Raw genomic sequence first — 26,562 nt, 5'->3', positions numbered from 1 at the left:
GCCTCCTCAAGTTGATGAAACTTGTGCCCTCTGGCGCTCCGCTCACCGCATCAATTCGAGAAACCGGGTGGATGTATCCGTATGCACTGTTTGATATCGGACATGAGTTTTTTGCTCATCGGTATCGCGCTCCCGCGTCCGAGGGCCCCTCAGCGGCGGGACCGCGCCGCCCCGCATTGCGTCAGCCGCTCCGCCGCGTCCCTGGCACACCGGCACGTGCGCCGGGGACCCGGCGGAGGTTCACGTCAGTGGCACAGCGCCGTGTCCACCGTGTCGGCCGCCCGCGAAGCGGTCCTGCGGTCCGGCAGGGCGGTGAGGGTGACGTTCACCGCTCTGCCGTCCGCGGTGACGCCGCCGTACGTGCTGAAGCCGGGGAGGGAACCGCCGTGGCCCCAGTACCGGCCGCCGCAGCTCAGCGGGATGCTCTGGACGCCGAGGCCGTACCGGGTGCCGGGGGCCGCTCCCTCGGCGTCGACGGGGACGGTCCTGCGCATCTCGGCGAGCTGGGCCGGAGCGAGGAGCCGGCCGGAGAAGAGCGCGGCGTAGAAGCGGTTGAGGTCGCTGTTGGTCGAGATCATGCCGCCCGCCGCCCACCCCCACGACGGGTCCAGGCGGGTGTAGTCGCGCCAGGCGCCGTCGGCGGCCGACCGGTGGTAGCCGTGCGGATGCCTGCCGCGCAGGGTCATGTCGCCGGGGGTCGGCAGGTAGGTGTGCCGCAGGCCGACGCGGTCGGTGATCCGCCGCTGGATCTCCTCGCCCAGCGGCCGGCCGGTGACCTTCTGCACGAGCAGTCCGGCGACGAGGTAGTTGGTGTTGCTGTAGGCCCACCGGGCCCCCGGTGCGAAGTCGGCCGGGCGGTCGAGGGCGTGGGCGAGGAGCTCCCGGGGCTCGTAGTAGCGGCGCGGATCGGTGAGCACCGCGTGCTGGTCCAGGTACTCGGGCAGTCCGCTGGTGTGCTGGAGGAGCTGGCGGACCGTGATGGACCGCCCGTCGATGCCGTCGCCGCGCAGCAGTCCCGGCAGGTACGCGTCCACCGGCTCGTCGAGGGCGATGCCGCCCTCACCGGCCAACTGGAGCACGACCGTCGCGGTGAACGCCTTGGTGTTGCTGCCGATGCGGACGGAGCCGTCGCGGGGCACGGCGGCACCGGTCGCCAGATTGCCGATGCCGGAGGTGTAGTGCCGTGCCGTGCCTTCGGCCTTCACGACGTGGGCGAGGGCGGCGGGGGCGTCGCCGTCGTGAACCATCGCTTCCAACTGCCGCTGCACGGGGTCGGGGGTGCGGGCGGGGGATGCCGCGGCGGCGCCGGGAGTGCTGAGGAGACTCGCGGCGACGGCGGCGACCGCGCTCAGGGTGGCCGCGCGGAACGCGGCCCGGGTGGACACGGACATGGATGACTCCCTTGGTTCGGGGGTTCGGGGGTTCGGGGGGGTCGGGGCGGCCCGGCGCGTGCGTGCGCAGGCCGGCGTCTGGGGGGGGAAGGAGGCGGTCAGCGCCCGGACGGGACGGGGAGGGGACCCGGGCGGTGCTCTCCCGCGGTGTCCACCGGGGCGGCGGGTTCCGGGAGGGTGCCGTGGTCGCGGTGTCCGCGCGGGCGAACCGGCCACCAGATGCGGCGGCCCAGCAGCGCCGCCGCGGCGGGGACGAGCACGACGGAGAGGACGAACGCCGACAGCAGGATGCCGAGGCCCGTCGCGAAGCCGATCTGCTGGGTGGAGGCGTTCGAGCCGACGGCGAGACTGCCGAAGGACGCGGCGAGGACGATGCCCGCGGTGGCGATGGCCGGTGCGGTGTGGCGTACGGCGCGGGCGACGGCGTCCCGGGCCCGGCGCGGGCCCTCCATCTCCTCGCGGATGCGGTCGCTGATCAGGATGTTGTAGTCGGTGCCGATCGCGACGACGAAGAGGAACAGCACGAGCGGCAGGACGAAGTTGACGCCGGGCCCGTCCAGGGCGTGCTGGAAGACCAGGGTCGACGCGCCGAGCGTGGCGGCGAAGCACAGTCCCACGGAGAGCAGCAGGACGACGGGGGCGAGCACGCTGCGCAGCAGCACGAGCAGGATCAGGGCGATCAGGCCCGCGGCCAGGGGGAAGACCTTCCTCAGGTCTTCGTCGACAGCGGTGGAGAGGTCCGCGAAGATCGCCGCCGTGCCCCCCACATGGGCTTCGAGGCCCTTGGGAGTGTGGGCCGCGATGGTGTCGCGCACCGGGCCCGAGACCAGGTCCCGGGCCGCCTGCGTCTGGGACTCCGACGTCAGGTAGAGGTCGATGCGGGCGGCGTCCCCCTGTCCGTTGAGGACGGGCTCACCGACCTCGCCGACGCCGTTGAGCCGGGCCAGTTCGCCGGAGAGCGCACCCAGGGCCCCGGGGGTGACGCTGCCGCCCTCGGGGGCCGTGACATAGACGGTGGCGGGGTCGGACACGCCGGCCGGAAGGGCCCTGGCGATCTCGGAGGCGGTGGCGGCCGCCTCCGTCTCCCGGGGGGTCGCGCCCTGACCGAAGTCCATCCGGATGCCGTGCATGCCCACCGCGAGCGCGCCCAGCAGAGCGGTGCAGGCGAGGAGTGCGGCCAGCGGCCTGCGGGATACGAAGTCACCGGTGCGCCCGGCGAGCCCGGGGCGGGGCGTGCGCTCCAGGGCGCGGGAGGGCCAGAACATGCGGCGGCCCGTGACCGCGAGGAGGGCGGGCATCAGGGTGAGACTGGCGAGGAGCATGACGAGGACGGCCACCGCGACGGAGGGACCGAGCACCTGGAACCCCCCGTAGGTCGCGATGCCCAGGGTGGCGAAGGCGGCCACGATGGTGAGGGCGGCCGAGGTGACGGCGGTGCCGACGCGGGCCCCGACCTCGGCGGCGACGGCACGCGGGGGCGCGTCGGGGCGGTCCCGCAGGAGTTCGCGGAAGCGGAAGAGCAGGAACAGGAAGTAGTCGACGCCGATGCCGATGAGGACGACGCTGATCATGCTGGGTGTCGACGTGTCGAGCGAGGTGCCGGTGAGGAGGGCGCCGCCGACGATGACGCCGGTCGCCGCACCGCCCACGACGGTCACCGCGAGCAGCGGGACGAACGCGGCGCACAGACTGCGGAAGACCAGCACGTTCACCAGGACGATCAGGCCCAGCATCAGCATGCCGACAATGCGCTGGGTGGGCTCCTCGGCGTCGCGGGTGTCGACCTGGTCGGCGAGGCCGCCGGTGAACCCGGTCCGCAGACGCACCTCGGCGAAGGCGTCCTCGGCGTGCTCGCGGAACGCCCGGAACAGGTTGTGCATGCCGGGGTCGACGGTGTTGCCCTCCAGGCGCACCGACAGCAGGGTGAAGGCGCGGTCCGGAGCGGTCATGCTCACGTGGACCTCGGGTGTCTGCGAGTAGTCCGTGACGAGGAAGGGGATCTGGTCGTCGCTCGTGCTCGGGGTGTCCCGCGGGTCCGGCATCGTCACGCGGCGGCCGCCCAGCTCCTCCGCCACGGACGCGACGGCCTTCTCGTCGGCGCCGGTCAGCGCCTCGCCGTCCGCCCTGCCGACCAGGACGGTGAACACGCCGGCGTCGGACGTCACGCCGAACCTCTCCTCGGCGGTGCGGAGGGCGGCGGCCGAGTCGTAGCCCTTCGGCAGGAAGTCGCCGGTCTGCGCCTGCATCGCGCGGGGCATCAGCGCTCCGGCGACCACGGTGAGGAAGATGCCGATCACCGACCACAGGGCGATGACCTTCCAGGGATGACGGGTCGAGAACCCGGTCAGGGCGCGGATCACAGCATGCCTCCGGCAGAGAAGTGGAGTGGGATCGTGCCGGGAGCCCGGCCTGCTTCCAGCACATCAGCGCGAAGGCGCCGGATCCTCGGAGCCGGGAACGAGATGCGAGGGGGGAGCGGGGTGCCGTACCGACCCGGACCGGGACCCTGCTCCCAGGCCGGTATCGTCCTGGGGCCCCACGTCCTCGGCGGGAACCCGGGGAGAATGGTGGATGAGGCGCCGTGGACGGGGCCGAGGAAGGAACACGATGCCCACGGCCGACGCCGAGCCCGCCGGGAAGCGCGGCATGCCGCGCTTCGGCGAGGCCCCGCCCTGGACCCGCAACGACGCCCTCGTCGCCGTCGGGGCTGCGGCCCTCGACCTGATCGGCTTCACTCTCAGCAGCCAGGACGCACAGGGTTTCGTCCCCGTGACCGGCTGCCTGCTGATGACGGTGTCCGGGCTGGCGCTCCTCGCGCGCCGACGGGCCCCGGTGCTCACGTTCGCCGCCGTCCTGGTCCTCGGCCTCACCGTCCATGTGAGCTGGCCGGTGGGCCAGGGGCTCAACGCCTCGATGATCGTCGCCCTCTACTCCGTCGTGCGCGTCCGGGGCGCGGCGGTGTACGTGCCCGCGGTCCTGGTGGCCGCCGTCCTGCCCCTGACCGCGTGGGGACCCTGGTCGCAGGGCTCGCTGCTGAAGCTGGCGGGGAACGGCGCGGCCGTGCTGTTCGTGGTCGCCGCCGGGCTGGGGATGAACCGCTGGCAGCAGGAGGTCGACGCCCACCGCAGGCTGCTCGCCGAGCGGGCCGTGGCCGACGAACGCCGCCGTATCGCCAGGGAGATGCACGACATCGTCGCCCACCACGTCACGACCATGCAGCTGATGGCGGGCGGCGCCCGGGCCAACCTCGACCGGAACCCCGAGGTCGCGCGGGACGCCCTGGTCACCTTGGAGGGACTCGGGCGCACGGCACTGCACGAGATGCGGGAACTCCTCGACGTGCTGCGGACCGACGGCGAGGCGCGGGGGTCGTCGACCGCTCCCCAACCGGGGGTCGCGGACCTGGACCGGATCGTCGCCGAGTCGTGCGAGGCGGGGCTGCCCACCGGGTTCGAGGTGCGGGGCGCCCCCCGTGAGCTGCCGGAAGGCATGCAGCTGACGGTGTTCCGCGTCGTGCAGGAGGCTCTGACCAACGCCCGCAAGCACGGCGGGAACGGTGCCCGCGCACACGTACGCCTCACCTACGGTGACCACGAGACGGTGGTGGACGTACGGGACGACGGAGCAGAGAAGCCGGGGGGCCCCGGACCTGCGGCCGGCTCCGGATACGGCCAGATCGGCATGCGTGAACGCGTCGCGCTGCACGGCGGGTCCTTGTGGACGGGCCGCTGCGAAGAACGCGGCTACCTGGTGACGGCGCGGCTGCCTCTGCCGAAAGAAGAAGGAGCACTGCGGTGAGCGGGACGACGGACGGTTCGGGCGCGGCGGAAGAGGCGGGCGCGGGGAGCGTGACGGGTGCGGCGGGCCCCCCACCCATCCGGGTACTGATCGCCGACGACCAACTCCTCGTGCGGCGCGGTCTGGTGCTCATGCTCGGGCCGGAACCCACCGTCGAGGTCGTCGGGGAGGCCGCTGACGGAGCACAGGCCGTGGAACTCGCGCGCCGACTGCGGCCCGACGTCGTCATCATGGACATCCGTATGCCGGTCCTGGACGGCATCGCCGCCACCGCACAGGTCACCCAGCAGGTGCCAGACTGCCGGGTGCTCGCTCTCAGCACGTTCGACATGGACGACCACGTGGTCGCCGCCCTGCGCGCGGGCGCCTGCGGCTTCCTGCCCAAGGACGTCTCTCCCGAGGAGCTGGTCACCGCCCTGCGCGTGGTCCACACCGGTGAGGCGGTGGTCGCCCCGCGCCTGCTCACCCGCCTCATCTCCTCGTATGTGACCGCCCCGCGCGGCCCGGCGCGGTCCGCCGCCGGGGCGACAGGCGTCCTGGACGAGCTGACGCCGCGCGAGCGCGAGGTGTGGCGGCTGATCGCCACCGGCCTGGACAACGCCGGCATCGCCGCCGAGATGTTCATCAGCCCGTCGACGGTGAAGAACCACATCACCGCGCTCTTCGCGAAGCTCCAGGTCCGCGACCGGGCGCAGGCGGTGATCGCCGCCTACGAGGCCGGGCTGATCAGGGCGGGCGAGCGCGCCTGACGGCGGCGGTCGGCGAGGGCGGTCTCCTCCTTCGCCACAGGCGGTGCGCTCAGCCGGCGCCGTGCAGGTAGCGAGGTGTCCTGCGGACCTGCGACCCCTGCTCGAAGGCGTACGCGTAGCCCAGGAGCGCGGCGTCGCTCGCCTTCGTACCGAGGAAGGTCACACCGAGCGGGAGCCCCTCGGCGGTGTACCCGGCGGGGACGCTGATCTGGGGGTAACCGGCGGCGACGGAGCTGTTGGTCGTACTGACGAACGGGCTCGTGTCCCCTTCACCGGCCTGGTGATCGACAGGCGGCGCGGGCAGGGCGGTGGGGGTGACGATCGCGTCCAGCCTCTTCGACTCCACCACGTCGTCGATCGAGCGGCGGGCGAGCGCGGTGGCGGCGACCCGGTGCGCCCGGTACCCCGGGTCCTCCAGACCGACGCCGTTCCTCTGCGCCTCCGTGAAGTACATCTGGCCGAACCAGTCCATGCGCTCCACGGCGCGGTGCTTCTCGTTGTAGGCGATGAGACCGGCCAGGCTCTTCGGGTGGGAACCGGGAGTCGCGGCGAGGTAGGCGTTGACGTCGTGCTTGAACTCGGAGAGCAGGGCGGGCAGGAGGTGGCCGAGGAGTTCCTCCGGTTCGGTCACGTCCGCTCCCTCCACGACGGTCGCGCCCTGTGCCCGCAGTTCGCGTACCGTCGCCTCGAATACGCGGTCGACGTCACGGTCCACACCGGTGTGCCCCGTGCGCCAGACGCCGATGCGTTTTCCCCTGAGCGCGTCCGCGTCCAGAACGGAGCCGATGTCCGCCGGCAGGGCTTCGGCGGAGTTGGTGTCGGGGTCGGCGGGGTCGGGGCCGCTGATCACGGACAGGGTGAGCGCGGCGTCGGTGACATTGCGGGCCAGGGGCCCGGGGGTGTCGTGACGGGACGAGATCGGCACGATGCCGGTCCTGCCGGCCACCCCGAGGGAGGGGCGCACACCGACGGTGGACGTCATGGCCGCCGGGTCGACGACGGAGCCTCCGGTGTCGGTGCCGAGCGCCACCGTGGCCAGGTTCGCGGCGACCGCGGCCGCCGATCCGCTGGAGGACCCGGCGGCGCTGCGGTCCAGGACGTACGGGTTACGGGTCAGCCCGCCGACCGCGCTCCAACCCGCGACGGCGTACGGGTCACGGAAGTTGGCCCACTCCGTCATGTTCGCCTTGCCGAGAATCACGGCTCCGGCGGCACGCAGCCGTCTCACCACCTCCGCGTCCTGACGCGGCCGAGCGCCGAGGAGAGCGGTCGACCCGGCTGTGGTCGGCTGGCGGTCGGCGGTGTCCATGTTCTCCTTCAGCAGCACAGGGACGCCTTCCAGCGGTCCCCGCGCCCCGTGGGCACGACGCCTGCGGTCGCTGTCGCGGGCGATGGCCACCGCGTCGGGGTTGACCGTCACGACGGCCTTCAGCAGCGGGTTCAGCGCGCGGATCCGTTCCAGGTAGAGGCCGGTGAGTTGCTGCGACGTGAACCGGCCGCGGTCCATGGCCCGTTGGATGTCGGGAATGGTCATCCGTTCCAGGTGCGCCGCCCGCACCATGGCGGGCCGGGGCTCGGCTCGGTCGTTCTGCGCGGCCTGCGCTGCCGGAGAGGCGGTCAGACCGGTCGCCGCGGCGACCGCGGCGGCGCGGCGCAGCGTGGCCCGGAGGGTCGGTTTCACAGGAACTCCTTGCTTCCGAACGCGCGGCCTTCGTGCGGTCGGGGCCCGTCGGCGACGCGTCGTACGACTTCGTGGAGCAGGAACAGTAGGTTCGGCGACGTGGCCTTCGGCAGTGAGCGGGCTCCTGAACCGAGCGCATCGTTCTGGGACCTCGGGGGGAGGCTCCGGTAGGAGCTGCGGCGGGCCGCGTCCACACCGGCCACGCGTGGTGGGGTTTTCCCCCTTCGAACGGTCCTGCCAACGGGACCCCGAAAAGACGTGCGGGCCGGATGGATGGGCTTGTCCCGATCCCGGAGGCTGAGCAGGCAGCAAGATGCTCACCGATCGGAGAACCCAGTGTTCAGTTCGAAGTCCTCGCCCCGTACGTGGGCGCGCGCCGTCGCAGGTGTCCTGGCAGCGGCGGCATGCACCGCCGTGATGACCGGGAACGCCCAGGCCATCGTCAACGGAGAAAACTCCACGCAGCGTTACCCGTCCATGGTGTCGATCCCGGTGACGGGAGTGGAGGACGACACGTTCAAAGGAGTCTGCGGGGGAGCGCTGATCGACCGCCGATGGGTGCTCACCGCAGCGCATTGTGTGGACCCGACGCTGGTCACCTTGGACGGTACCGTCCGGGTCGGAAGCGAATGGAAGGACTCCGGAGGCACGGTCCGGTCCATCGCGAAGACGGTCTCCCACACGGGCTACAGGAACGGTGAGGACACCGGGCCCAACCGGGACGACGTCGCTCTGGTCCTCCTGGACCGGCCGGTCCAGGAGAAGCCCGTCCGGATCGCCGACCGGCCGGGCAGGCCGGGAACCCCGACGCGGATCCTGGGCTTCGGCAGGACCGACGACGCCCCCGACGCTCCCTGGGACTTCCCCGACCGGCTCCAGCAGCTCGACACCCGCCGGGGCGCGGTCTCCGACTGCGCACCGGGCTACGCGGACCACACGCGCCTGTGCACCACCAGCCAGGTGCCCGGCGCCATGGCGTGCAACGGCGACTCGGGCGGCCCGCAGCTCCAGCGGAACCGGACGGGACGCTGGGAACTCGTCGGCATCACCTCCGGCCCCGGCGCCCCCGGCGTACGGTGCGGCGAGGGCCCGGGGCTCTACTCCAGCGTGCCCGCCCACGCGGACTGGATCCGTCAGGTGATACGCCGCCACCCCTGATCCGGGGCGTCGCACGGAGTGCCCCGCCCCACGGGCTCGCCATGAGCGTGGAGGCGCCGTGACGCGGCCGGAAGGCGTAGCACCCCGGCCCGGGGCCCCACTCGCCCATGCGCACAGGCGGGCGTCCCCCTCGTCCGATGGTGGTTCCTCCCCCTCGGACGCCCGGCGCGTCCATGACGCAGCCCCGGAGCAGTTCGAGAAGGAGTACGGCGTTCCCTCCGCCTCCCACCGCGCGGGTCGTCGGCACCCGCCCTCCGCCACCGTGCCCGGCTGACAGCCGGTCGGCGTTCCCGTGCGGGGGCGGCCCGGCGGAACGTTCCTCCGGGCGGGTGAGCTTGCGGCCCCGGCCCGCCGTGTCTGCGCCCCCTCGCGCGAGGGGGCGTTTTCAGTGGGCGGAGGAATCAGTGTGATCAACTGCAAATGCCACCACATACGCACTATCCGGTCCATTCCGGTACGGGGTGGTCCGGGCCGGCCCCGGAGGTAACAGCCATGTCCCACGTCGGCGTCCCGCGCGGGACGGTTCGCAAGCGCCGCACGCTCGCGCTCCTCACGACGGGGGTCCTCACGATCCCGGTGCTGGCGGGGTGCAGCTCCGGCGACGAGGAGGCCCCCCGGGGGGTGGCCCAGGACATCGCGCCCACCGCGCGCCAGGCGGTCGCCGACGGGTCCACGGTGAACTGGGCGATCGACGCGCTCCCCGCCACCTTCAACGCCTTCCAGGCGGACGCGGACAGCGCCACCACCCGGGTCACCGAAGCCCTGCTCCCCACGCTCTTCCCGATGGACAAGGCCGGGCAGCCGCGGCTCAACCCGGACTACCTGGAGTCCGCGAAGGTCATCGAACGCGAGCCGAAGCAGGTCGTGCTCTACAAGCTCAACCAGCAGGCGGTGTGGAGCGACGGCCGCGAGATCGGGGCCCCCGACTTCGTCGCCCAGTGGCGGGCCCTGCGGGGCAAGGACTCCGCGTTCTGGACCGCCCGCAACTCCGGCTACGAGCGGATCGAGAAGATCGAACGCGGCGCGGACGACCTCCAGGTGCGGGTCACCTTCTCCAAGCCGTACGGCGACTGGCGCTCGCTGTTCTCGCCGCTGTACCCGAAGGAGATCACCGGCTCCCCGGAGACCTTCAACGACGGCGCGCGCACCACCCTCAAGAACACCGCCGGGCCGTTTGTGCTGCGCGGCGTCAGCAAGGCCGACGGCACGGTCACCCTCGCCCGCAACCCGCGCTGGTGGGGCGACAAGGCCAAGCTCGACACCCTCGTCTTCCGGGCGGTCGCCCCGAAGGACCGTACGAAGGCCCTCACGGACGGCACGGTGGACGTCGCCGACGTCGACCCGTCCACGGCCGACCGCATCACGCTCGCCCGCCGCGACCGGGGCGGCGACGGCCAGCCGCTCACGCACGGCCCCGGCGCCGACGTCTCGCCCGCCGCCGCCCTGTACTCGTACGCCGTGGCGCACGGCAGCGACGAGAAGGCCGCCGAGGCCGAGCAGGCCGCGCGGGCGAAGAACCGCAAGGCCGTCCTCGCGTACGCCGCCGAGCAGAAGGCGCTGCGCGACTTCGCCGTGCGCAAGTCCCTGGAGCCCGCCTACACCCAGCTCGCACTGAACGGCGAGTCAGGACCGCTGGCCGACGACCGGGTCCGCCGCGCGGTGGCCCGCGCCCTGGACCGCGAGGAGCTGGCGCGGACGGTGCTGGGCCCGCTGGGGCTCCCGGCGAAGCCGCTCGGCAGCCACCTCGCCCTCGCGGGGCAGCCCGGCTACGCGGACGGCAGCGGCGCGCTCGGCGAGCAGAACGAGAAGGAAGCGCGCGCCCTGCTGGCCGACGCGGGCTGGACCCGGGGCGGCGCGCTCCAGCAGCCCAAGGACACCAAGGCCGGCAGCGAGGCGGAGAAGAAGGGCGAGAAGGCGGGCGAGGACGGCGCCGACGCGGACACCGGCGAGGAGAAGAAGACCACCGGGGGCGCCGAGAAGAAGGACGCCGAGAAGACCGACAAGGACGCGGACAAGGACGCGGAGAAGACCGACAAGGACGCCGAGAAGGACGAGGGCAAGGCCGACAAGGCGTCCCGCGACGAGGAGGACTCCGCCGCCTCCCGCGACGAGGGCCTCTACATCGTCGGCGAGGACGACAAGCCCGCCGCGCACGCCCCCGCCGCCACCGGCACGTCCGCCGTTCCCGCCCTCGCCCCCGCCCGGCACGCCGCCTTCCAGAGCGCCGCGCTGCTCCGCCAGGCCGCCGCCGTCCTCGGCGAGGACGGGGCCGTCGCCGCCCAGGACAAGCAGCCCGGCGGAGCCGCCGGCGCGTACGCCCCCGCCGGCACCCCCGCCCCCGCGCCCGCCGCGGCCAAGGGGCAGCTCGGCAAGGACGGCAAGGCGCTGACCCTGCGCTTCGTGCTCCCCTCCGGGCCGGGCTCCCAGTCGCTGCGCACCGTCGGGGACAAGATCGCGGCGATGCTGGAGAAGATCGGCATCGGCACCGAGATCACCAAGGTCCCCGACGAGAGCTACTTCAAGGACCACATCGCCTCCGGCGTCTACGACCTGGCGCTCTACTCGTGGCCCGCCTCCGCCTACCCGGCCACCGACGGCCGCCCCATCTACGCCAAGCCCGAGCCCGCCACCGACGGATCGCTCCTGGTCGAGCAGAACTACACCCGGGTCGGCACCGACCACATCGACCAGCTCTTCGACCGCGCCGCCGGGGAACTGGACGAGAAGGCCGCGCGGGACCTGATGAAGCAGGCCGACGCCCGGATCTGGGCCGCCGCCGGTTCGATCCCGCTCTACCAGCGTCCGCAGCTCGTCGCCGTCGACAAGAAGCTCGCGAACGTCGGGGCGTTCGGGTTCGCGGCCCCCCGCTACCAGGACATCGGGTTCAAGAACCGCCAAGCCGCCGGTTCCTCCGCAGACCGCAAGAAGTAGCGGCCAACTACCACACCCGCACCCCGCGAAGCTCAAGTACCCCTCAAAACCCTTGCCCGCCGGTTCCGCCGGCGGGCAGTGTGGTGTCTGCCCTGACCCGGGCCGTTCATCGCGTCACCGCTCCTCACCCCCCACAGCTCCGCCCGCGTTTTTCGGCCACTTCGATGGCCCGACAGTTGTTTGACACCGGCTGAATATCGTGTGAATCACACGGGAAGACCGCTTCCGCGGATCAGCCCGGGAAGCCCGGTGGGCCCCGGGCCCGTACCATGGGACGAGCCGTGGCGTGCCGCCCGGCGGGCGTACGAGGACTCGAAGACCGACTGAGACGCCTGATCCCACGATCCGAGAGAAGCTCAAGCCACCCATGCCCACGCGCCACGACATCCGTAACGTAGCCATCGTCGCCCACGTCGACCACGGCAAGACCACCCTGGTCGACGCCATGCTCAAGCAGGCCGGCTCCTTCGCCGCGCACGCCGCCGAGTCGCTCGACGACCGCATGATGGACTCGAACGACCTGGAGCGTGAGAAGGGCATCACGATCCTCGCCAAGAACACGGCGGTGAAGTATCACCCCAAGGACGGCGGGGACCCGATCACGATCAACATCATCGACACCCCCGGCCACGCCGACTTCGGCGGCGAGGTCGAGCGCGGTCTGTCGATGGTGGACGCCGTCGTGCTGCTCGTCGACGCCTCCGAGGGCCCGCTGCCCCAGACCCGCTTCGTGCTGCGCAAGGCGCTCTCCGCGCGGATGCCGGTCATCCTCTGCATCAACAAGACGGACCGCCCCGACTCCCGGATCGCCGAGGTCGTCGACGAGACGTACGACCTGTTCCTGGACCTGGACGCGGACGAGGACCAGATCGAGTTCCCGATCGTCTACGCCTGCGCCCGTGACGGCGTGGCCTCGCTGACCAAGCCCGAGGACGGCACCGTCCCGCAGGACAGCGACAGCCTGGAGCCGTTCTTCAACACGATCCTGGCGCACGTCCCGGCCCCCGAGTTCGACGCGGACGCGCCGCTCCAGGCCCACGTGACCAACCTGGACGCCGACAACTTCCTCGGCCGCATCGCGCTCTGCCGCGTCGAGCAGGGCGAGCTGCGCAAGGGCCAGACCGTCACCTGGATCAAGCGCGACGGCACCATGTCCAACGTCCGCATCACCGAGCTGCTGATGACCGAGGCGCTCACCCGCAAGCCGGCCGAGGTGGCGGGCCCCGGTGACATCTGCGCCATCGCCGGCATCCCGGACATCATGATCGGCGAGACGCTGGCCGACCCGGAGAACCCGATCGCGCTGCCGCTGATCACGGTCGACGAGCCCGCCATCTCCATGACCATCGGCACCAACACCTCGCCGCTCGTCGGCAAGGGCGGCAAGGGCCACAAGGTCACCGCCCGCCAGGTGAAGGACCGCCTCGACCGCGAGCTGATCGGTAACGTCTCGCTCCGCGTCCTGGACACCGAGCGCCCCGACGCCTGGGAGGTCCAGGGCCGCGGCGAGCTGGCGCTCGCCATCCTGGTCGAGCAGATGCGCCGCGAGGGCTTCGAGCTGACCGTCGGCAAGCCCGAGGTCGTCACCAAGCAGATCGACGGCAAGACGTACGAGCCCATCGAGCGCATGACGATCGACTCGCCCGAGGAGCACCTCGGCGCCATCACCCAGCTCATGGCGACCCGCAAGGGCCGCATGGAGACCATGACGAACCACGGCTCCGGCTGGGTCCGCATGGAGTGGATCGTCCCGTCCCGCGGCCTCATCGGCTTCCGTACGGAGTTCCTGACCCAGACCCGCGGCACCGGCATCGCGCACTCCATCTTCGAGGGCCACGAGCCGTGGTTCGGCGAGCTGCGCACCCGCCACAACGGTTCGCTGGTCGCGGACCGCGCGGGCTCGGTCACGCCGTTCGCGATGGTCAACCTCCAGGAGCGCGGCGTCATCTTCACCGAGGCCGGCACCGAGGTGTACGAGGGCATGATCATCGGCGAGAACTCCCGCGCCGACGACATGGACGTCAACATCACCAAGGAGAAGAAGCTCACCAACATGCGTGCGGCCTCCGCGGACACCACCGAGAACGTGGTCCCGGCCCGCAAGCTGTCGCTGGAGCAGTCCCTGGAGTTCTGCCGCGAGGACGAGTGCATCGAGGTGACCCCGGAGACCGTGCGCATCCGCAAGGTCGTCCTCGACCAGCGCGAGCGCAGCCGCGCCGCCTCCCGCGCCAAGCACGGCTGACCCTTCCCGCCGTGAGCGGTACCTGAGCCCGCGCCCCGCGTTCGACGGGGCGCGGGCTCCCGTGCGGTGCCGGGCGCCCTGTGCGGTGCCGGACGCGTCGGCATACGGTGCCGGGCATCCCGTGCGGCCCCGGCGCCCCCGCCCTGCGGCCGCCCCGCGGACGGCGTCCCGGCGGCCCCGTGAGGGCCCCTGGGAGCCCCGGAGGGCGGGTTCACCCGCTTCGCCCCGTTCGGCCCGGCGCCGGAGCCGTACGCTCCGTATGCGAAGGTCTCCGTGCGTACCGTCACCTCATCGGACGGTGTGTCAGCCCAGGCATTGACAGAAGGCCCGGCCCGCCACGGAGACTGTGGAGGGCCGGGCCTTCGTCAATCGTTTTTCCTGACCGCGGTGTCCGGATATCGGGGGTCGCTCTCCGGAACATGTGTTAACAGTCCGTTTCGGGCGTGTCTGTCTGGGATCGCTTTGTCCGGATTTCGGGCACACGGGCCGGTCTGATGTTGTCAAACCGAGACCCTTTAAGTGTGGTTTACAGCCCGGTCGTACTCAATAGTTGGCTCCATTGAGCTCGGGTCAATGGGTCACGCACTGTGGGGAGTGCCGACTCACGAGCACACTCGGGGCACTGAACGATCACCGTCAGGGGTGTCGGTGAATCTCTCCAGTGCCCTTCTTGTAGTCAAAAGTGGACTCATGAGGAGGAAACCCATGCGCGGTGCCAAGAGCGCCAAGTGGGTCGCGGGAGCGGCCGTCATCGCCCTGGCCGCGACTGCCTGTGGCGGTGGCGACAGCGACGGTGGCAAGAAGAACACGTCGGGCCAGCCCGCCGGATACGTCTCGATCGACGTCGGTGAGCCCCAGAAGCCTCTGATGCCGGCCGACACGAACGAGAGCAACGGCTCCTACGTCATCCAGTCGCTGTTCACACAGCTGCTGGACTTCGACGACAAGGGCGAGATCGTTCTCACGAACGCCGAGTCCGTCGAGACCGAGGACTCCAAGACCTGGACCGTCAAGCTCAAGGCCGGCTGGAAGTTCCACAACGGCGAGGCCGTGACCGCGCAGTCGTACATCGACGCGTGGAACTGGTACGCCAACGTCAAGAACGCCCAGCAGAACGCGTTCTGGTTCTCCGACATCAAGGGCTACGCGGACGTCCACCCGGAGAAGGGTGACCCGAAGAGCGACAAGATGTCCGGTCTGAAGGCCGTGGACGACACCACCTTCACGATCGAGCTGACCGACAAGGTCCCGTACTTCAACTACAAGCTCGGCTACGCGACCTTCGCGCCGCTGCCCAAGGTCTTCTACGACGACCCGAAGGCGTTCGGCCAGAAGCCGATCGGCAACGGCCCGTACACGTTCGAGAAGTGGACCCACAAGAAGCTCATCCAGGTCAGGGCCTGGCCCGAGTACCAGGGTCCGAACAAGGCTGCCAACAAGGGCATCCAGTTCAAGAACTACTCGACCGTCGAGGCCGCGTACCAGGACGTCATCTCCGGCAACCTGGACATGATCCGCCAGGTCGGCCCGCGTGACCTCCCGAAGTACAAGACGGACCTCGGTGACGGTGCGATCGACCAGCCGTACGCCGCGATCCAGACGCTGGTGCCGGCGTTCTACTCGAAGTCGTTCAAGGACATCGACCCCAAGGTCCTCCAGGGTCTGTCCATGGCGATCGACCGTGACACGATCACGAAGACCGTCCTGAACGGCACCCGCATCCCGGCGACGAGCTTCACGCCCCCGCAGGTCAAGGGCAACCAGACGCTCGACTCGGACATCCTGAAGTACAACCCGGCCAAGGCCAAGGAGCTCATCAAGGCCGGCGGCGGTGTCCCGGAGAACAAGTTCACCATCCAGTACAACGCCGACGGTGGGCACAAGGAGTGGGTGACCGCTGTCTGCGAGTCCATCCGCAACGCCACCGGGGTCGAGTGCACCGGCGACGCCAAGCCGGACTTCCCGACCGACCTCGAAGCGCGTGACAACGACGAGGTCAAGGGCTTCTACCGCGGTGGCTGGGTGGCCGACTACCCCGTCAACGTGAACTTCCTCAAGGAGCTCTACCACTCCAAGGCGGAGTCGAACAACGGTCGCTTCAACGACAAGGAGGTCGACGCGCTGATGGCCAAGGGCGACAAGGCCGACTCGCTGGAGGAGTCCGTCGCCGCCTACCAGGAGGTCGAGAAGAAGCTGGTCGAGAAGATGCCGGCCATTCCGCTCTGGTACTACGCCATCAACGGCGGCCACGGCAAGAACGTCGACAACGTCAAGGTCGACTTCCACGGTGACCTCGAACTGACCGGCGTCACCACCAAGTAACGCCTGCGGGTCATTCCCCAACTGGCCGTCATCCGGCCGTACTGCCCCTCAGTGCGGTCGGAGGCGCGGGGGTCGTCTCTGCGAAGAGGCGGCCCCCGCGCCGCAGTTATCCCCACACGGAGGCACCCATGGGGCGCTATGTCGCACGACGACTGCTCCAGATGATCCCGGTCTTCCTCGGGTCGACCCTGCTGGTCTTCCTGATGATGTACGCACTGCCCGGCGACCCCGTCAGAGCGCTTGCCGGTGAGCAGCATGTAGACGCTTCGCAGATCGCCGCCATGAAGGCGAGCCTAGGTCTCGACAAGCCGATCTGGCTGCAGTACCTGAACTACCTGGGCAACCTGTTCCAGGGCGACTTCGGCCAGCAGATCGGAACGCAGCGTCCGGTCGCCGAAGTCATCTCCGAGGCCTACCCGATCACCGTCAGACTGGCGATCTTCGCCTTCGTCTTCACGGTCGTCGCCGGAATCTCCCTCGGCATCATCGCCGGCCTGAAGGCCGAGTCCATCCGGGACCGCGGTCTGCTCGGTCTGACGCTGGTGCTGATCTCCATGCCGTCCTTCGTGCTGGGCTTCCTCGTGCAGTACTTCGTCGCGTTCGAGCTGGGCATCGCCAAGCCGAACGTGAGTCTCGAACCCACCAACGGCGAGCTGATCATGCCGGCCATCGTGCTGGCGTCCCTGTCGCTCGCGTACGTGGCCCGCCTCACCCGTACCTCGGTCGCCGAGAACATCCGCGCCGACTACATGCGCACGGCGGTCGCCAAGGGCCTGCCGCGCCGCCGGGTCATCGGCGTCCACCTGATGCGTAACTCGCTCATCCCGGTCGTCACCTTCCTCGGCACCGACATCGGCGCCCTCATGGGCGGCGCGATCGTGACCGAGGGCATCTTCAACATCAAGGGCGTCGGCAGCCTCGTCTTCGAGGCCCTCAAGAAGCGTGAGGGAGCCACCGTCGTCGGCGTCGTGACCCTGCTCGTCGTCGTCTATCTCGTCTGCAGCCTGCTCGTCGACCTGCTCTACGCGGTCCTGGACCCGAGGATCCGGTATGCCTGACACCACCGCACTCAAGAGCACCGACGCTCCGGCCGCCGCCGTCGACGCACCGCCGGTCACGGACAGCGGCCCGGCTCCCGGCAAGCCGCGCAGCCTCTGGTCGGACGCCTGGCACGACCTGCGCCGCAACCCGCTCTTCCTCATCTCGATGGTGCTGATCCTCCTGCTCGTCGTCATGGCGATCTTCCCGAGCCTCTTCACCAGCGCCTCGCCCCGCGACGCCGACCTGGCCAAGCACTACCTGCAGCACCCGAACTGGGGCCACTTCTTCGCCCCCGACTGGCTCGGGTACGACGGCCAGGGCCGCTCCATCTACGCGCGTCTGATCTACGGCGCCCGCGCGTCCATCATGGTCGGCGTGGTCGTCACCATCGCGGTGACCGTGCTCGGCCTGATCATCGGCATGATCGCCGGTTACTTCGGCGGCTGGATCGACACGATCCTGTCCCGGGTCACCGACATCTTCTTCGGCGTCCCCTTCATCGTCGGCGCCATGGTCATCCTGACCAGCTTCGAGCAGCGCTCGGTCTGGGTCGTCATCCTGTCGCTGTCCTTCCTCGGCTGGACGCAGATCGCCCGTGTCGCCCGCGGCTCGGTCATCACGATCAAGCAGGCCGACTACGTGGTCGCCGCCAAGGCGCTCGGCGCCTCCACCACCCGGATCCTGACGCGGCACATCCTGCCGAACGCCATCGCTCCGGTGATCGTGGTCGCCACCATCGCGCTCGGCGGCTACATCGCCGCCGAGGCCACGCTGTCCTTCCTCGGTATCGGCCTCGCCGAGCCGACGGTCTCCTGGGGCATCGACGTGTCCGCCGCGTCCGCGCAGCTGCGCAACGCCCCGTACGTCCTGATCATCCCGTCGGTGATGGTCTCGATCACGGTGCTGTCCTTCCTGATGTTCGGCGATGCGGTCCGCAACGCCCTCGACCCCAAGATGCGCTGAGGGAGGCGTTCGTGACCACCATCGACAAGACGGCTCACGTTCCCGCACCGCGGGAGTCCGTGAGTGGCGACGGTCCACTGCTCGACGTCCGTGACCTGCACGTGGAGTTCCACACCCGCGACGGTGTGGCCAAGGCGGTCAACGGTGTGAACTACACCGTCAGCGCCGGCGAGACCCTCGCGGTGCTGGGCGAGTCCGGCTCCGGCAAGTCCGTGACCGCGCAGACCATCATGGGCATCCTCGACATGCCGCCCGGGAAGATCACGCAGGGCGAGATCCTCTTCCGCGGCCAGGACATGCTGAAGATGTCCAACGAGGAGCGCCGGAAGATCCGCGGCCGCAAGATCGCGATGATCTTCCAGGACGCGCTCTCCTCGCTGAACCCGGTCCTCACCGTCGGCTACCAGCTCGGCGAGATGTTCCGGGTCCACCAGGGCCTGTCCCGCAAGGACGCCAAGGCCAAGGCCATCGAGCTGATGGACCAGGTCAAGATCCCCGCCGCCGCGGCCCGGATCTCGGACTACCCGCACCAGTTCTCCGGCGGTATGCGCCAGCGCATCATGATCGCCATGGCGCTGGCCCTGGAGCCGGACCTGATCATCGCGGACGAGCCGACCACCGCGCTCGACGTGACGGTGCAGGCCCAGGTCATGGACCTGCTGGCCGAGCTGCAGCGCGAGTACAACATGGGTCTGATCCTGATCACCCACGACCTCGGCGTCGTCGCCGACGTGGCGGACAAGATCGCCGTGATGTACGCGGGGCGGATCGTGGAGACGGCCCCGGTCGGCGAGCTGTACAGCCGCCCGGCCCACCCGTACACCAGGGGTCTGCTGGACTCCATCCCGCGCCTGGACCAGAAGGGCCAGGAGCTGTACGCGATCAAGGGCCTCCCGCCCAACCTGACGCGTATCCCCGCGGGCTGCGCCTTCAGCCCCCGCTGCCCCAAGGCACAGGACATCTGCCGTACCGAGGTTCCGCCGCTCGCCCCGGTGACCGAGCCGGACGGCGCCGAGCTGGTCGGCCGCGGCAGCGCGTGCCACTTCTGGAAGGAGACGATCCATGGCTGAGCTCAAGAAGGAGCCCGTGGACGCCACCCCCAACGTCTCCGACGTGGAGACCGTGGACGCCGCGACCGAGGCGGAGGCCGTAGCCGCCATCGACGCGCCCGTCAGCCAGGGTGAGCCGATCCTCCAGGTGCGCAACCTGGTCAAGCACTTCCCGCTGACCCAGGGCATCCTCTTCAAGAAGCAGATCGGCGCGGTCAAGGCCGTCGACGGGATCTCCTTCGACCTGTACGCCGGGGAGACCCTCGGCATCGTGGGCGAGTCCGGCTGCGGCAAGTCCACGGTCGCCAAGCTCCTGATGACGCTGGAGCGGGCCACCGCCGGCGAGGTCTTCTACAAGGGCCAGGACATCACCAAGCTGTCCGGCCGCGCGCTGAAGGCCGTGCGCCGCAACATCCAGATGGTGTTCCAGGACCCGTACACCTCGCTGAACCCGCGTATGACGGTCGGCGACATCATCGGGGAGACCTTCGAGATCCACCCCGAGGTTGCCCCGAAGGGCGACCGGCGCCGCCGCGTCCAGGAGCTCCTGGACGTCGTCGGCCTGAACCCGGAGTACATCAACCGGTACCCGCACCAGTTCTCCGGCGGTCAGCGCCAGCGCATCGGCATCGCCCGCGGCCTCGCGCTCAACCCGGAGATCATCATCTGCGACGAGCCGGTCTCCGCGCTCGACGTGTCGGTGCAGGCGCAGGTCATCAACCTGATGGAGAAGCTCCAGGACGAGTTCAACCTGTCCTACGTCTTCATCGCGCACGACCTGTCCATCGTCCGGCACATCTCCGACCGGGTCGGCGTGATGTACCTCGGCAAGATGGCCGAGATCGGCACGGACACCCAGATCTACGACCACCCGACGCACCCCTACACCCAGGCGCTGCTGTCGGCGGTCCCGGTCCCCGACCCGACGGCCCGCGAGGGACGCGAGCGGATCATCCTGACCGGTGACGTTCCGTCGCCGGCGAACCCGCCCTCGGGCTGCCGCTTCCGCACCCGGTGCTGGAAGGCGGAGGAGCGCTGCGCGACGGAGGAGCCCCTGCTGGCGATCCCGGAGCGCTTCGTGGCGGGCAGGACCCCGGCCGCGCACGAGTCGGCGTGCCACTTCGCCGAGGAGAAGGACGTCGTGAACGCGGCGTAACCGCTTCCGCTCTCCGACGACGATGCCCGGCCCCCCTCGGAGGGGGCCGGGCATCGTCGCGTCCGCCCGCGGCCGTGCCCGTACGGGGCAACCCCGCATGCGGTACGTGGCGTTATGGGGTGATATGAGGCATTGAGCTACTCGATGACTCTAGGAGGCACTTCATGCGCGGAGCCACACAGGTCAGGTGGGCCGCATGTGCGGTGGCCGTCGCCCTCGCAGCGACGGCCTGCGGCGGCGGTGACGGCGGTGGCAGCGGCGGCGGCGGTGCCGACGGCATCGTCAGCTCCTCCTGGGGAGACCCGCAGAACCCGCTGGAGCCCGCCAACACCAACGAGGTCCAGGGCGGCAAGGTCCTCGACATGGTCTTCCGCGGACTGATCCGCTACGACCCGAAGACCGGCGAGGCCAAGAACATGATCGCCGAGTCCATCGACACGAAGGACTCCCAGAACTTCACGGTCAAGCTCAAGGACGGCTGGACGTTCTCCAACGGCGAGAAGGTCACCGCCAAGTCCTTCGTGGACGCCTGGAACTACGGCGCGGCGCTGAAGAACAACCAGAAGAACGCCTACTTCTTCCAGTACATCGAGGGCTACGACAAGGTCCACCCGGAGTCCGGCTCCGCCTCCGCCGAGACCCTGTCCGGGCTGAAGGTCGTCGACGACCTGACCTTCACCGCCAAGCTCACCCAGAAGTTCTCCCTGTGGCCCGACACCCTCGGCTACAGCGCCTTCGTCCCGCTGCCCAAGGCGTTCTACGACGACCACGACGCCTGGCTCTCCAAGCCCGTCGGGAACGGCCCGTACACCATCGACTCGTACGCCAAGGGCTCGTCGATGAAGCTCCGCAAGTGGGACGACTACCCGGGCGACGACAAGGCGAAGAACGGCGGCGTCGACCTCAAGGTCTTCACCGACAACAACACCGCCTACAGCGACCTGACCTCGGGCAACCTCGACCTCGTCGACGACGTGCCGGCCTCCCAGCTCCGCAACGTCGAGGCCGACCTCGGCGACCGGTACATCAACACCCCCGCCGGCATCATCCAGACCCTGGCCTTCCCCTTCTACGACAAGGAGTGGGACACCGACGACGCGCGCAAGGTCCGCCAGGGCCTGTCGATGGCGATCAACCGGGCGCAGATCACCGACCAGATCTTCCAGAAGACCCGCACCCCCGCCTCCGACTGGACCTCCCCGGTACTCGGCGACGACGGCGGCTTCAAGAAGGGGCTGTGCGGCAAGGAGTGCACGTACGACAAGGCCGCCGCCAAGAAGCTGATCGACGAGGGCGGCGGCATCCCCGGCGGCCAGCTCAAGATCTCGTACAACGCGGACACCGGCTCCCACAAGGAGTGGGTCGACGCCGTCTGCAATAGCATCAACAACGTCATGGGCAACAACAAGGCGTGCGTCGGCGGACCGGTCGGCACCTTCGCCGACTTCCGCGCCCAGGTCTCCACCCAGAAGCTCTCCGGCGCCTGGCGCGCGGGCTGGCAGATGGACTACCCGCTCATCCAGAACTTCCTCCAGCCGCTCTACTACACCAACGCCCCGTCCAACGACGGCAAGTGGAGCGACAAGAAGTTCGACGACCTGATCGACAAGGCGAACGCCGAGAGCGACAAGGCCAAGGCCGTCACCACCTTCCAGGACGCGGAGAAGGTCCTCGTCGAGCAGATGCCGGTCATCCCGCTCTGGTACCAGAACGGCAGCGCCGGCTACTCGGACCGGGTCGACAACGTCGCGCTGAACCCGTTCAGCGTCCCGGTCTACTCAGAGATCACCGTCAAGTGACGCGCTGAGCGACGCGGACGGCCGGGACGCCCCGACACACCGGCGCCCGGCCGTCCGCGCACCCCGTGCCCCGCACGGTGCTCGTACCTCCGCGCCCCACCCGCCCGGTACCGCTCGACCCGACCCCCGGAGCCCCTCATGGGACGTTATGTGATCCGGCGGCTGCTGCAGATGATCCCCGTCTTCTTCGGCACCACGCTGTTGATCTTCCTCATGGTGAACGTGATGGGCGACCCCATCGCCGGCCTCTGCGGCGACCGCCAGTGCGACCCCGCCACCGCCGCCCGGCTGCGCTCCGAGTTCGGCCTCGACAAGCCGGTCTGGCAGCAATACCTCACCTACATGGGCAACGTGTTCACCGGCGACTTCGGCACCGCGTTCAACGGGCAGAAGGTCACCGAGCTGATGTCCACGGCCTTCCCCATCACGATCCGGCTCACCGTCGTCGCGATCGTCTTCGAGGTCGTCATCGGCATCACCCTCGGCGTCGTCACCGGCCTGCGGCGCGGCCGGCCCGTCGACACCACCGTCCTCATCCTCACGCTGGTCGTCATCGCCATCCCGACCTTCGTCACCGGCCTGCTGCTCCAGCTCCTCCTGGGCGTCAAGTGGGGCATCATCAAACCCTCGGTCTCCGCCGACCCCACCTTCGACGAGCTGCTCGTCCCCGGCCTGGTCCTCGCCTCGGTCTCGCTCGCCTACGTCACCCGGCTCACCCGCACCTCGATCGCCGAGAACGCCCGCGCCGACTACGTACGCACCGCCGTCGCCAAGGGGCTGCCCCGCCGCCGGGTCGTCGTACGGCACCTGCTGCGCAACTCGCTGATCCCCGTCGTCACCTTCATCGGCACCGACGTCGGCGCCCTGATGGGCGGGGCCATCGTCACCGAGCGGATCTTCAACATCCACGGCGTCGGCTACCAGCTCTACCAGGGCATCCTGCGCCAGAACTCCCAGACCGTCGTCGGCTTCGTCACGATCCTGGTCCTCGTCTTCCTGGCCGCCAACCTGATCGTCGACCTCCTGTACGCCGTACTCGACCCGAGGATCCGCTATGCCTGAGCCGCAGTCATCGGACGGAGCGATCTCCCCGGCGGGCACCGGTGGCCCGATGGACCTCGCCCTGGAGGAGGGCGCCAGCCTGGAGAAGAACCCGGGGGGCCCGGACGGCACCGGGCCCTCCGGGAAGCCCCGCAGCCTCTGGTCGGACGCCTGGCGCGACCTGCGGCGCAACCCGGTCTTCATCATCTCCGCCCTGGTCATCCTCTTCCTGGTGGTCATCTCGATCTGGCCCGGACTCATCGCGAGCGGCGACCCCCTCCAGGCCAACCTGGACGACGCCCAGAAGGGCTCCGAACCCGGCCACCCCTTCGGCTTCGACCCGCAGGGCCGCGACGTCTACACCCGGGTCGTCCACGGCACCCGCACCTCGGTGACCGTCGGCGTCTGCGCCACCCTCGGCGTCGCGATCCTCGGCAGCGTGCTCGGCGGACTCGCGGGCTTCTTCGGCGGCTGGTGGGACTCGATCCTCTCCCGCCTCACCGACGTCTTCTTCGGCATCCCCGTCGTCCTCGGCGGCCTGGTCTTCCTCTCCGTCGTCACCAGCTCCACCGTCTGGCCCGTCGTCGGCTTCATCGTCCTGCTCGGCTGGCCCCAGATCGCCCGCATCGCCCGCGGCTCGGTCATCACCGCCAAACAGAACGACTACGTGCAGGCGGCCCGCGCCCTCGGCGCCTCCAACTCCCGGATGATGCTGCGCCACATCACCCCGAACGCCATCGCGCCCGTCATCGTCGTGGCGACCATCGCGCTCGGCACGTACATCTCCCTGGAGGCGACCCTCTCGTTCCTCGGCGTCGGACTGAAGGACCCGGCCGTCTCCTGGGGCATCGACATCTCCGCCGCCGCCAACTACGTCCGCAACGCCCCGCACATGCTGCTCTGGCCCGCCGGGGCGCTGGCGATCACCGTGCTCGCCTTCATCATGCTCGGCGACGCGGTGCGCGACGCCCTCGACCCCAAGCTGCGCTGAGGAGCCGGTTGCCATGTTGCTCGAAGTGCGCGATCTGCACGTGGAGTTCCACACCCGCGAAGGCGTCGCCAAGGCCGTCAACGGGGTCAACTACTCGGTGGCCGAGGGCGAGACCCTGGCCGTGCTCGGGGAGTCCGGCTCCGGCAAGTCCGTCACCGCCCAGGCGATCATGGGCATCCTCGACATGCCGCCCGGGAAGATCGCCGGCGGGGAGATCCTCTTCAAGGACCAGGACCTGCTGAAGCTCAAGCCGGAGGAACGGCGCAGGATCCGGGGCCAGGAGATGGCCATGATCTTCCAGGACGCGCTCTCCTCGCTGAACCCGGTCCTCACCGTCGGCCAGCAGCTCGGCGAGATGTTCGTCGTGCACCGGGGGATGTCCCGCAAGGACGCGAAGGCCAAGTCCGTCGAGCTGATGGACCGGGTCCGCATCCCGGCCGCCAAGGAGCGGGTCAACCAGTACCCGCACCAGTTCTCCGGCGGTATGCGCCAGCGCATCATGATCGCCATGGCGATGGCGCTGGAGCCGTCCCTGATCATCGCGGACGAGCCCACCACCGCCCTCGACGTCACCGTGCAGGCCCAGGTCATGGACCTGCTGGCCGAGCTCCAGCGCGAGTACAACATGGGGCTGATCCTGATCACCCACGACCTCGGCGTCGTCGCCGACGTCGCCGACAAGATCGCCGTGATGTACGCGGGCCGCATCGTCGAGACCGCCCCCGTGCACGAGATCTACAAGGCCCCCGCCCACCCCTACACCAAGGGCCTCCTGCGGTCGATCCCGCGCCTGGACCAGAAGGGCCGGGAGCTGTACGCGATCAAGGGCCTGCCGCCCAACCTCACCCGCATCCCGCCGGGCTGCGCGTTCAACCCCCGCTGCCCGATCGCGCGGGACGTGTGCCGCACCGACGTGCCGCCGCTCTACGAGGTCGACGCCGGGCGCCGGAGCGCCTGCCACTTCTGGAAGGAGACGCTCGATGCACGCTGACCGCGACGGGCGCGACACGGGCGGGAGCGGCGGGGGATCGACCCTGCTGTCCGAAGCGCGGGAGGACGCCGTCGCCCCGTACGCCGAGGGCGACCCGATCCTCCAGGTGCGGGGACTCGCCAAGCACTACCCGCTCACCCAGGGCATCCTCTTCAAGCGGCAGATCGGCGCGGTCAGGGCCGTCGACGGCGTCGACTTCGACCTGCACGCGGGCGAGACGCTCGGCATCGTGGGGGAGTCCGGCTGCGGCAAGTCCACCGTCGCCAAGATGCTCGTCCACCTGGAGCGCCCCACCGCAGGGTCGATCCGCTACAAGGGCGAGGACATCTCCCGGCTCTCCGGCCGCGCGCTGAAGGCCGTGCGCCGCAACATCCAGATGGTCTTCCAGGACCCGTACACCTCGCTGAACCCGCGCATGACGGTCGGCGACATCATCGGGGAGCCGTACGAGATCCACCCCGAGGTCGCACCGAAGGGCAGCCGGCGGCAGAAGGTGCAGGACCTGCTGGACGTCGTCGGGCTCAACCCGGAGTACATCAACCGCTACCCGCACCAGTTCTCCGGCGGCCAGCGCCAGCGCATCGGCATCGCCCGCGGCCTCGCGCTCAACCCGGAGATCATCGTCGCCGACGAACCGGTCTCCGCGCTCGACGTCTCCGTACAGGCCCAGGTGGTCAACCTGCTGGACCGGCTCCAGGCCGAGTTCAGCCTCAGCTTCGTCTTCATCGCCCACGACCTCTCCATCGTGCGGCACATCTCCGACCGGGTCGGCGTGATGTACCTGGGCCGGATCGTGGAGATCGGCTCCGACGCCGAGATCTACGACCACCCCACCCACCCGTACACCCAGGCGCTGCTGTCCGCCGTCCCCGTGCCCGACCCGTCGGCCCGCGAGCACCGGGAGCGGATCATCCTGCACGGGGACGTGCCCTCGCCCGCCAACATCCCCTCGGGCTGCCGCTTCCGCACCCGGTGCTGGAAGGCGCAGGAGCGGTGCGAGCTGGAGGTGCCGCTGCTGGCGGTGCCCGCGGTGTTCCGCTCGGCCGACACCCCGGCCCGCCACGACTCCGCGTGCCACTTCGCGGAGGAGAAGCGCGTGGTGCCGCCGGAGGGCGAGCGGGAGGGGCCGTCGCCGGACGCGCCGGGCCGGGGCGGGCCGGCGGTGGAGGACCTGCCGGGGCCCGGGGAACCGCGAGCGGGGCGGTTGCCGGAGGAGGACGGGACGCCGTCGCAGCAGGAGGACGGGACGCCGTGAGCGG

General features: G+C 70.1%; 18 protein-coding genes. 15 read left to right on the top strand and 3 right to left on the bottom strand.

What is annotated here, in order from left to right; genetic code table 11:
- Positions 1 to 245 precede the first annotated feature (245 nt).
- Both IF19_RS0130660 and IF19_RS0130655 read right to left on the bottom strand, forming a co-directional pair.
- The gene (locus tag IF19_RS0130660; RefSeq protein WP_030112217.1) at positions 246 to 1,391 is read right to left on the bottom strand and encodes a serine hydrolase domain-containing protein; all 1,146 of its coding nucleotides are present in this window, start codon (positions 1,389 to 1,391) and stop codon (positions 246 to 248) included.
- Positions 1,392 to 1,489: 98 nt separating this feature from the next.
- Positions 1,490 to 3,751, bottom strand: a complete 2,262-nt coding sequence (locus tag IF19_RS0130655; protein WP_030112218.1) for an MMPL family transporter — start codon at positions 3,749 to 3,751, stop codon at positions 1,490 to 1,492.
- A 247-nt stretch (positions 3,752 to 3,998) separates the two neighbouring features.
- On the opposite strand from IF19_RS0130655, the gene IF19_RS0130650 reads away from it, so the two are divergent.
- Positions 3,999 to 5,189, top strand: a complete 1,191-nt coding sequence (locus IF19_RS0130650) for a sensor histidine kinase (RefSeq protein WP_030112219.1) — start codon at positions 3,999 to 4,001, stop codon at positions 5,187 to 5,189.
- Between the two features lie 50 nt (positions 5,190 to 5,239).
- Positions 5,240 to 5,938 (top strand): response regulator, encoded by a 699-nt coding sequence (locus tag IF19_RS0130645; RefSeq protein WP_170757292.1) that lies wholly within the window; start codon positions 5,240 to 5,242, stop codon positions 5,936 to 5,938.
- A gap of 49 nt (positions 5,939 to 5,987) precedes the next feature.
- On the opposite strand, the gene IF19_RS0130640 is transcribed toward IF19_RS0130645, so the two are convergent.
- Positions 5,988 to 7,619: an amidase family protein gene (locus IF19_RS0130640; RefSeq protein ID WP_030112221.1), complete on the bottom strand. Its 1,632-nt coding sequence runs from the start codon at positions 7,617 to 7,619 to the stop codon at positions 5,988 to 5,990.
- A 417-nt stretch (positions 7,620 to 8,036) separates the two neighbouring features.
- On the opposite strand from IF19_RS0130640, the gene IF19_RS0130635 reads away from it, so the two are divergent.
- The 13 genes from IF19_RS0130635 to IF19_RS0130575 all read left to right on the top strand — a co-directional run bounded on the left by IF19_RS0130635 (position 8,037) and on the right by IF19_RS0130575 (position 26,558).
- Positions 8,037 to 8,777: a S1 family peptidase gene (locus IF19_RS0130635; protein WP_167398097.1), complete on the top strand. Its 741-nt coding sequence runs from the start codon at positions 8,037 to 8,039 to the stop codon at positions 8,775 to 8,777.
- Positions 8,778 to 9,269: 492 nt separating this feature from the next.
- On the top strand, positions 9,270 to 11,708 hold the full coding sequence (locus IF19_RS0130630; protein WP_030112223.1) for an ABC transporter family substrate-binding protein: 2,439 nt from the start codon (positions 9,270 to 9,272) through the stop codon (positions 11,706 to 11,708).
- 367 nt (positions 11,709 to 12,075) lie between these two features.
- Positions 12,076 to 13,950 (top strand): translational GTPase TypA, encoded by a 1,875-nt coding sequence (gene typA, locus IF19_RS0130625; RefSeq protein ID WP_030112224.1) that lies wholly within the window; start codon positions 12,076 to 12,078, stop codon positions 13,948 to 13,950.
- Positions 13,951 to 14,655: 705 nt separating this feature from the next.
- A complete protein-coding gene (locus IF19_RS0130620) occupies positions 14,656 to 16,272 on the top strand; it encodes a peptide ABC transporter substrate-binding protein (protein WP_030112225.1) in 1,617 nt (538 codons plus the stop codon).
- A gap of 128 nt (positions 16,273 to 16,400) precedes the next feature.
- The gene (locus IF19_RS0130615) at positions 16,401 to 17,330 is read left to right on the top strand and encodes an ABC transporter permease (RefSeq protein ID WP_030112226.1); all 930 of its coding nucleotides are present in this window, start codon (positions 16,401 to 16,403) and stop codon (positions 17,328 to 17,330) included.
- A complete protein-coding gene (locus IF19_RS0130610; protein WP_030112227.1) occupies positions 17,323 to 18,276 on the top strand; it encodes an ABC transporter permease in 954 nt (317 codons plus the stop codon). The genes IF19_RS0130615 and IF19_RS0130610 overlap by 8 nt, the downstream gene beginning before the upstream one ends.
- Positions 18,277 to 18,287: 11 nt before the next feature.
- Positions 18,288 to 19,346, top strand: a complete 1,059-nt coding sequence (locus tag IF19_RS0130605; protein ID WP_030195350.1) for an ABC transporter ATP-binding protein — start codon at positions 18,288 to 18,290, stop codon at positions 19,344 to 19,346.
- On the top strand, positions 19,339 to 20,481 hold the full coding sequence (locus IF19_RS0130600; RefSeq protein WP_030120365.1) for an ABC transporter ATP-binding protein: 1,143 nt from the start codon (positions 19,339 to 19,341) through the stop codon (positions 20,479 to 20,481). The genes IF19_RS0130605 and IF19_RS0130600 overlap by 8 nt, the downstream gene beginning before the upstream one ends.
- Before the next feature lie 164 nt (positions 20,482 to 20,645).
- Positions 20,646 to 22,280 carry a peptide ABC transporter substrate-binding protein gene (locus IF19_RS0130595; protein WP_030112233.1) on the top strand — a complete coding sequence of 545 codons (1,635 nt, stop codon included), beginning with the start codon at positions 20,646 to 20,648 and terminating at the stop codon, positions 22,278 to 22,280.
- A gap of 138 nt (positions 22,281 to 22,418) precedes the next feature.
- Positions 22,419 to 23,342 carry an ABC transporter permease gene (locus tag IF19_RS0130590; protein ID WP_030112234.1) on the top strand — a complete coding sequence of 308 codons (924 nt, stop codon included), beginning with the start codon at positions 22,419 to 22,421 and terminating at the stop codon, positions 23,340 to 23,342.
- Positions 23,335 to 24,312: an ABC transporter permease gene (locus tag IF19_RS0130585; protein WP_030112235.1), complete on the top strand. Its 978-nt coding sequence runs from the start codon at positions 23,335 to 23,337 to the stop codon at positions 24,310 to 24,312. Before IF19_RS0130590 ends, IF19_RS0130585 begins: the two co-directional genes overlap by 8 nt.
- Positions 24,313 to 24,325: 13 nt before the next feature.
- Positions 24,326 to 25,303 carry an ABC transporter ATP-binding protein gene (locus IF19_RS0130580; RefSeq protein ID WP_030195351.1) on the top strand — a complete coding sequence of 326 codons (978 nt, stop codon included), beginning with the start codon at positions 24,326 to 24,328 and terminating at the stop codon, positions 25,301 to 25,303.
- Entirely contained in the window at positions 25,293 to 26,558 is a 1,266-nt protein-coding gene (locus IF19_RS0130575) for an ABC transporter ATP-binding protein (RefSeq protein ID WP_030120368.1), read from the top strand. The genes IF19_RS0130580 and IF19_RS0130575 overlap by 11 nt, the downstream gene beginning before the upstream one ends.
- Positions 26,559 to 26,562: the final 4 nt, after the last annotated feature.

Origin of the sequence: Streptomyces californicus, from assembly GCF_000717645.1 — a bacterium.
Classification (GTDB): domain Bacteria; phylum Actinomycetota; class Actinomycetes; order Streptomycetales; family Streptomycetaceae; genus Streptomyces; species Streptomyces californicus.
The sequence above is the reverse complement of the archived record's forward strand: the minus strand, read 5'-3'. Positions and strand labels throughout refer to the sequence as shown.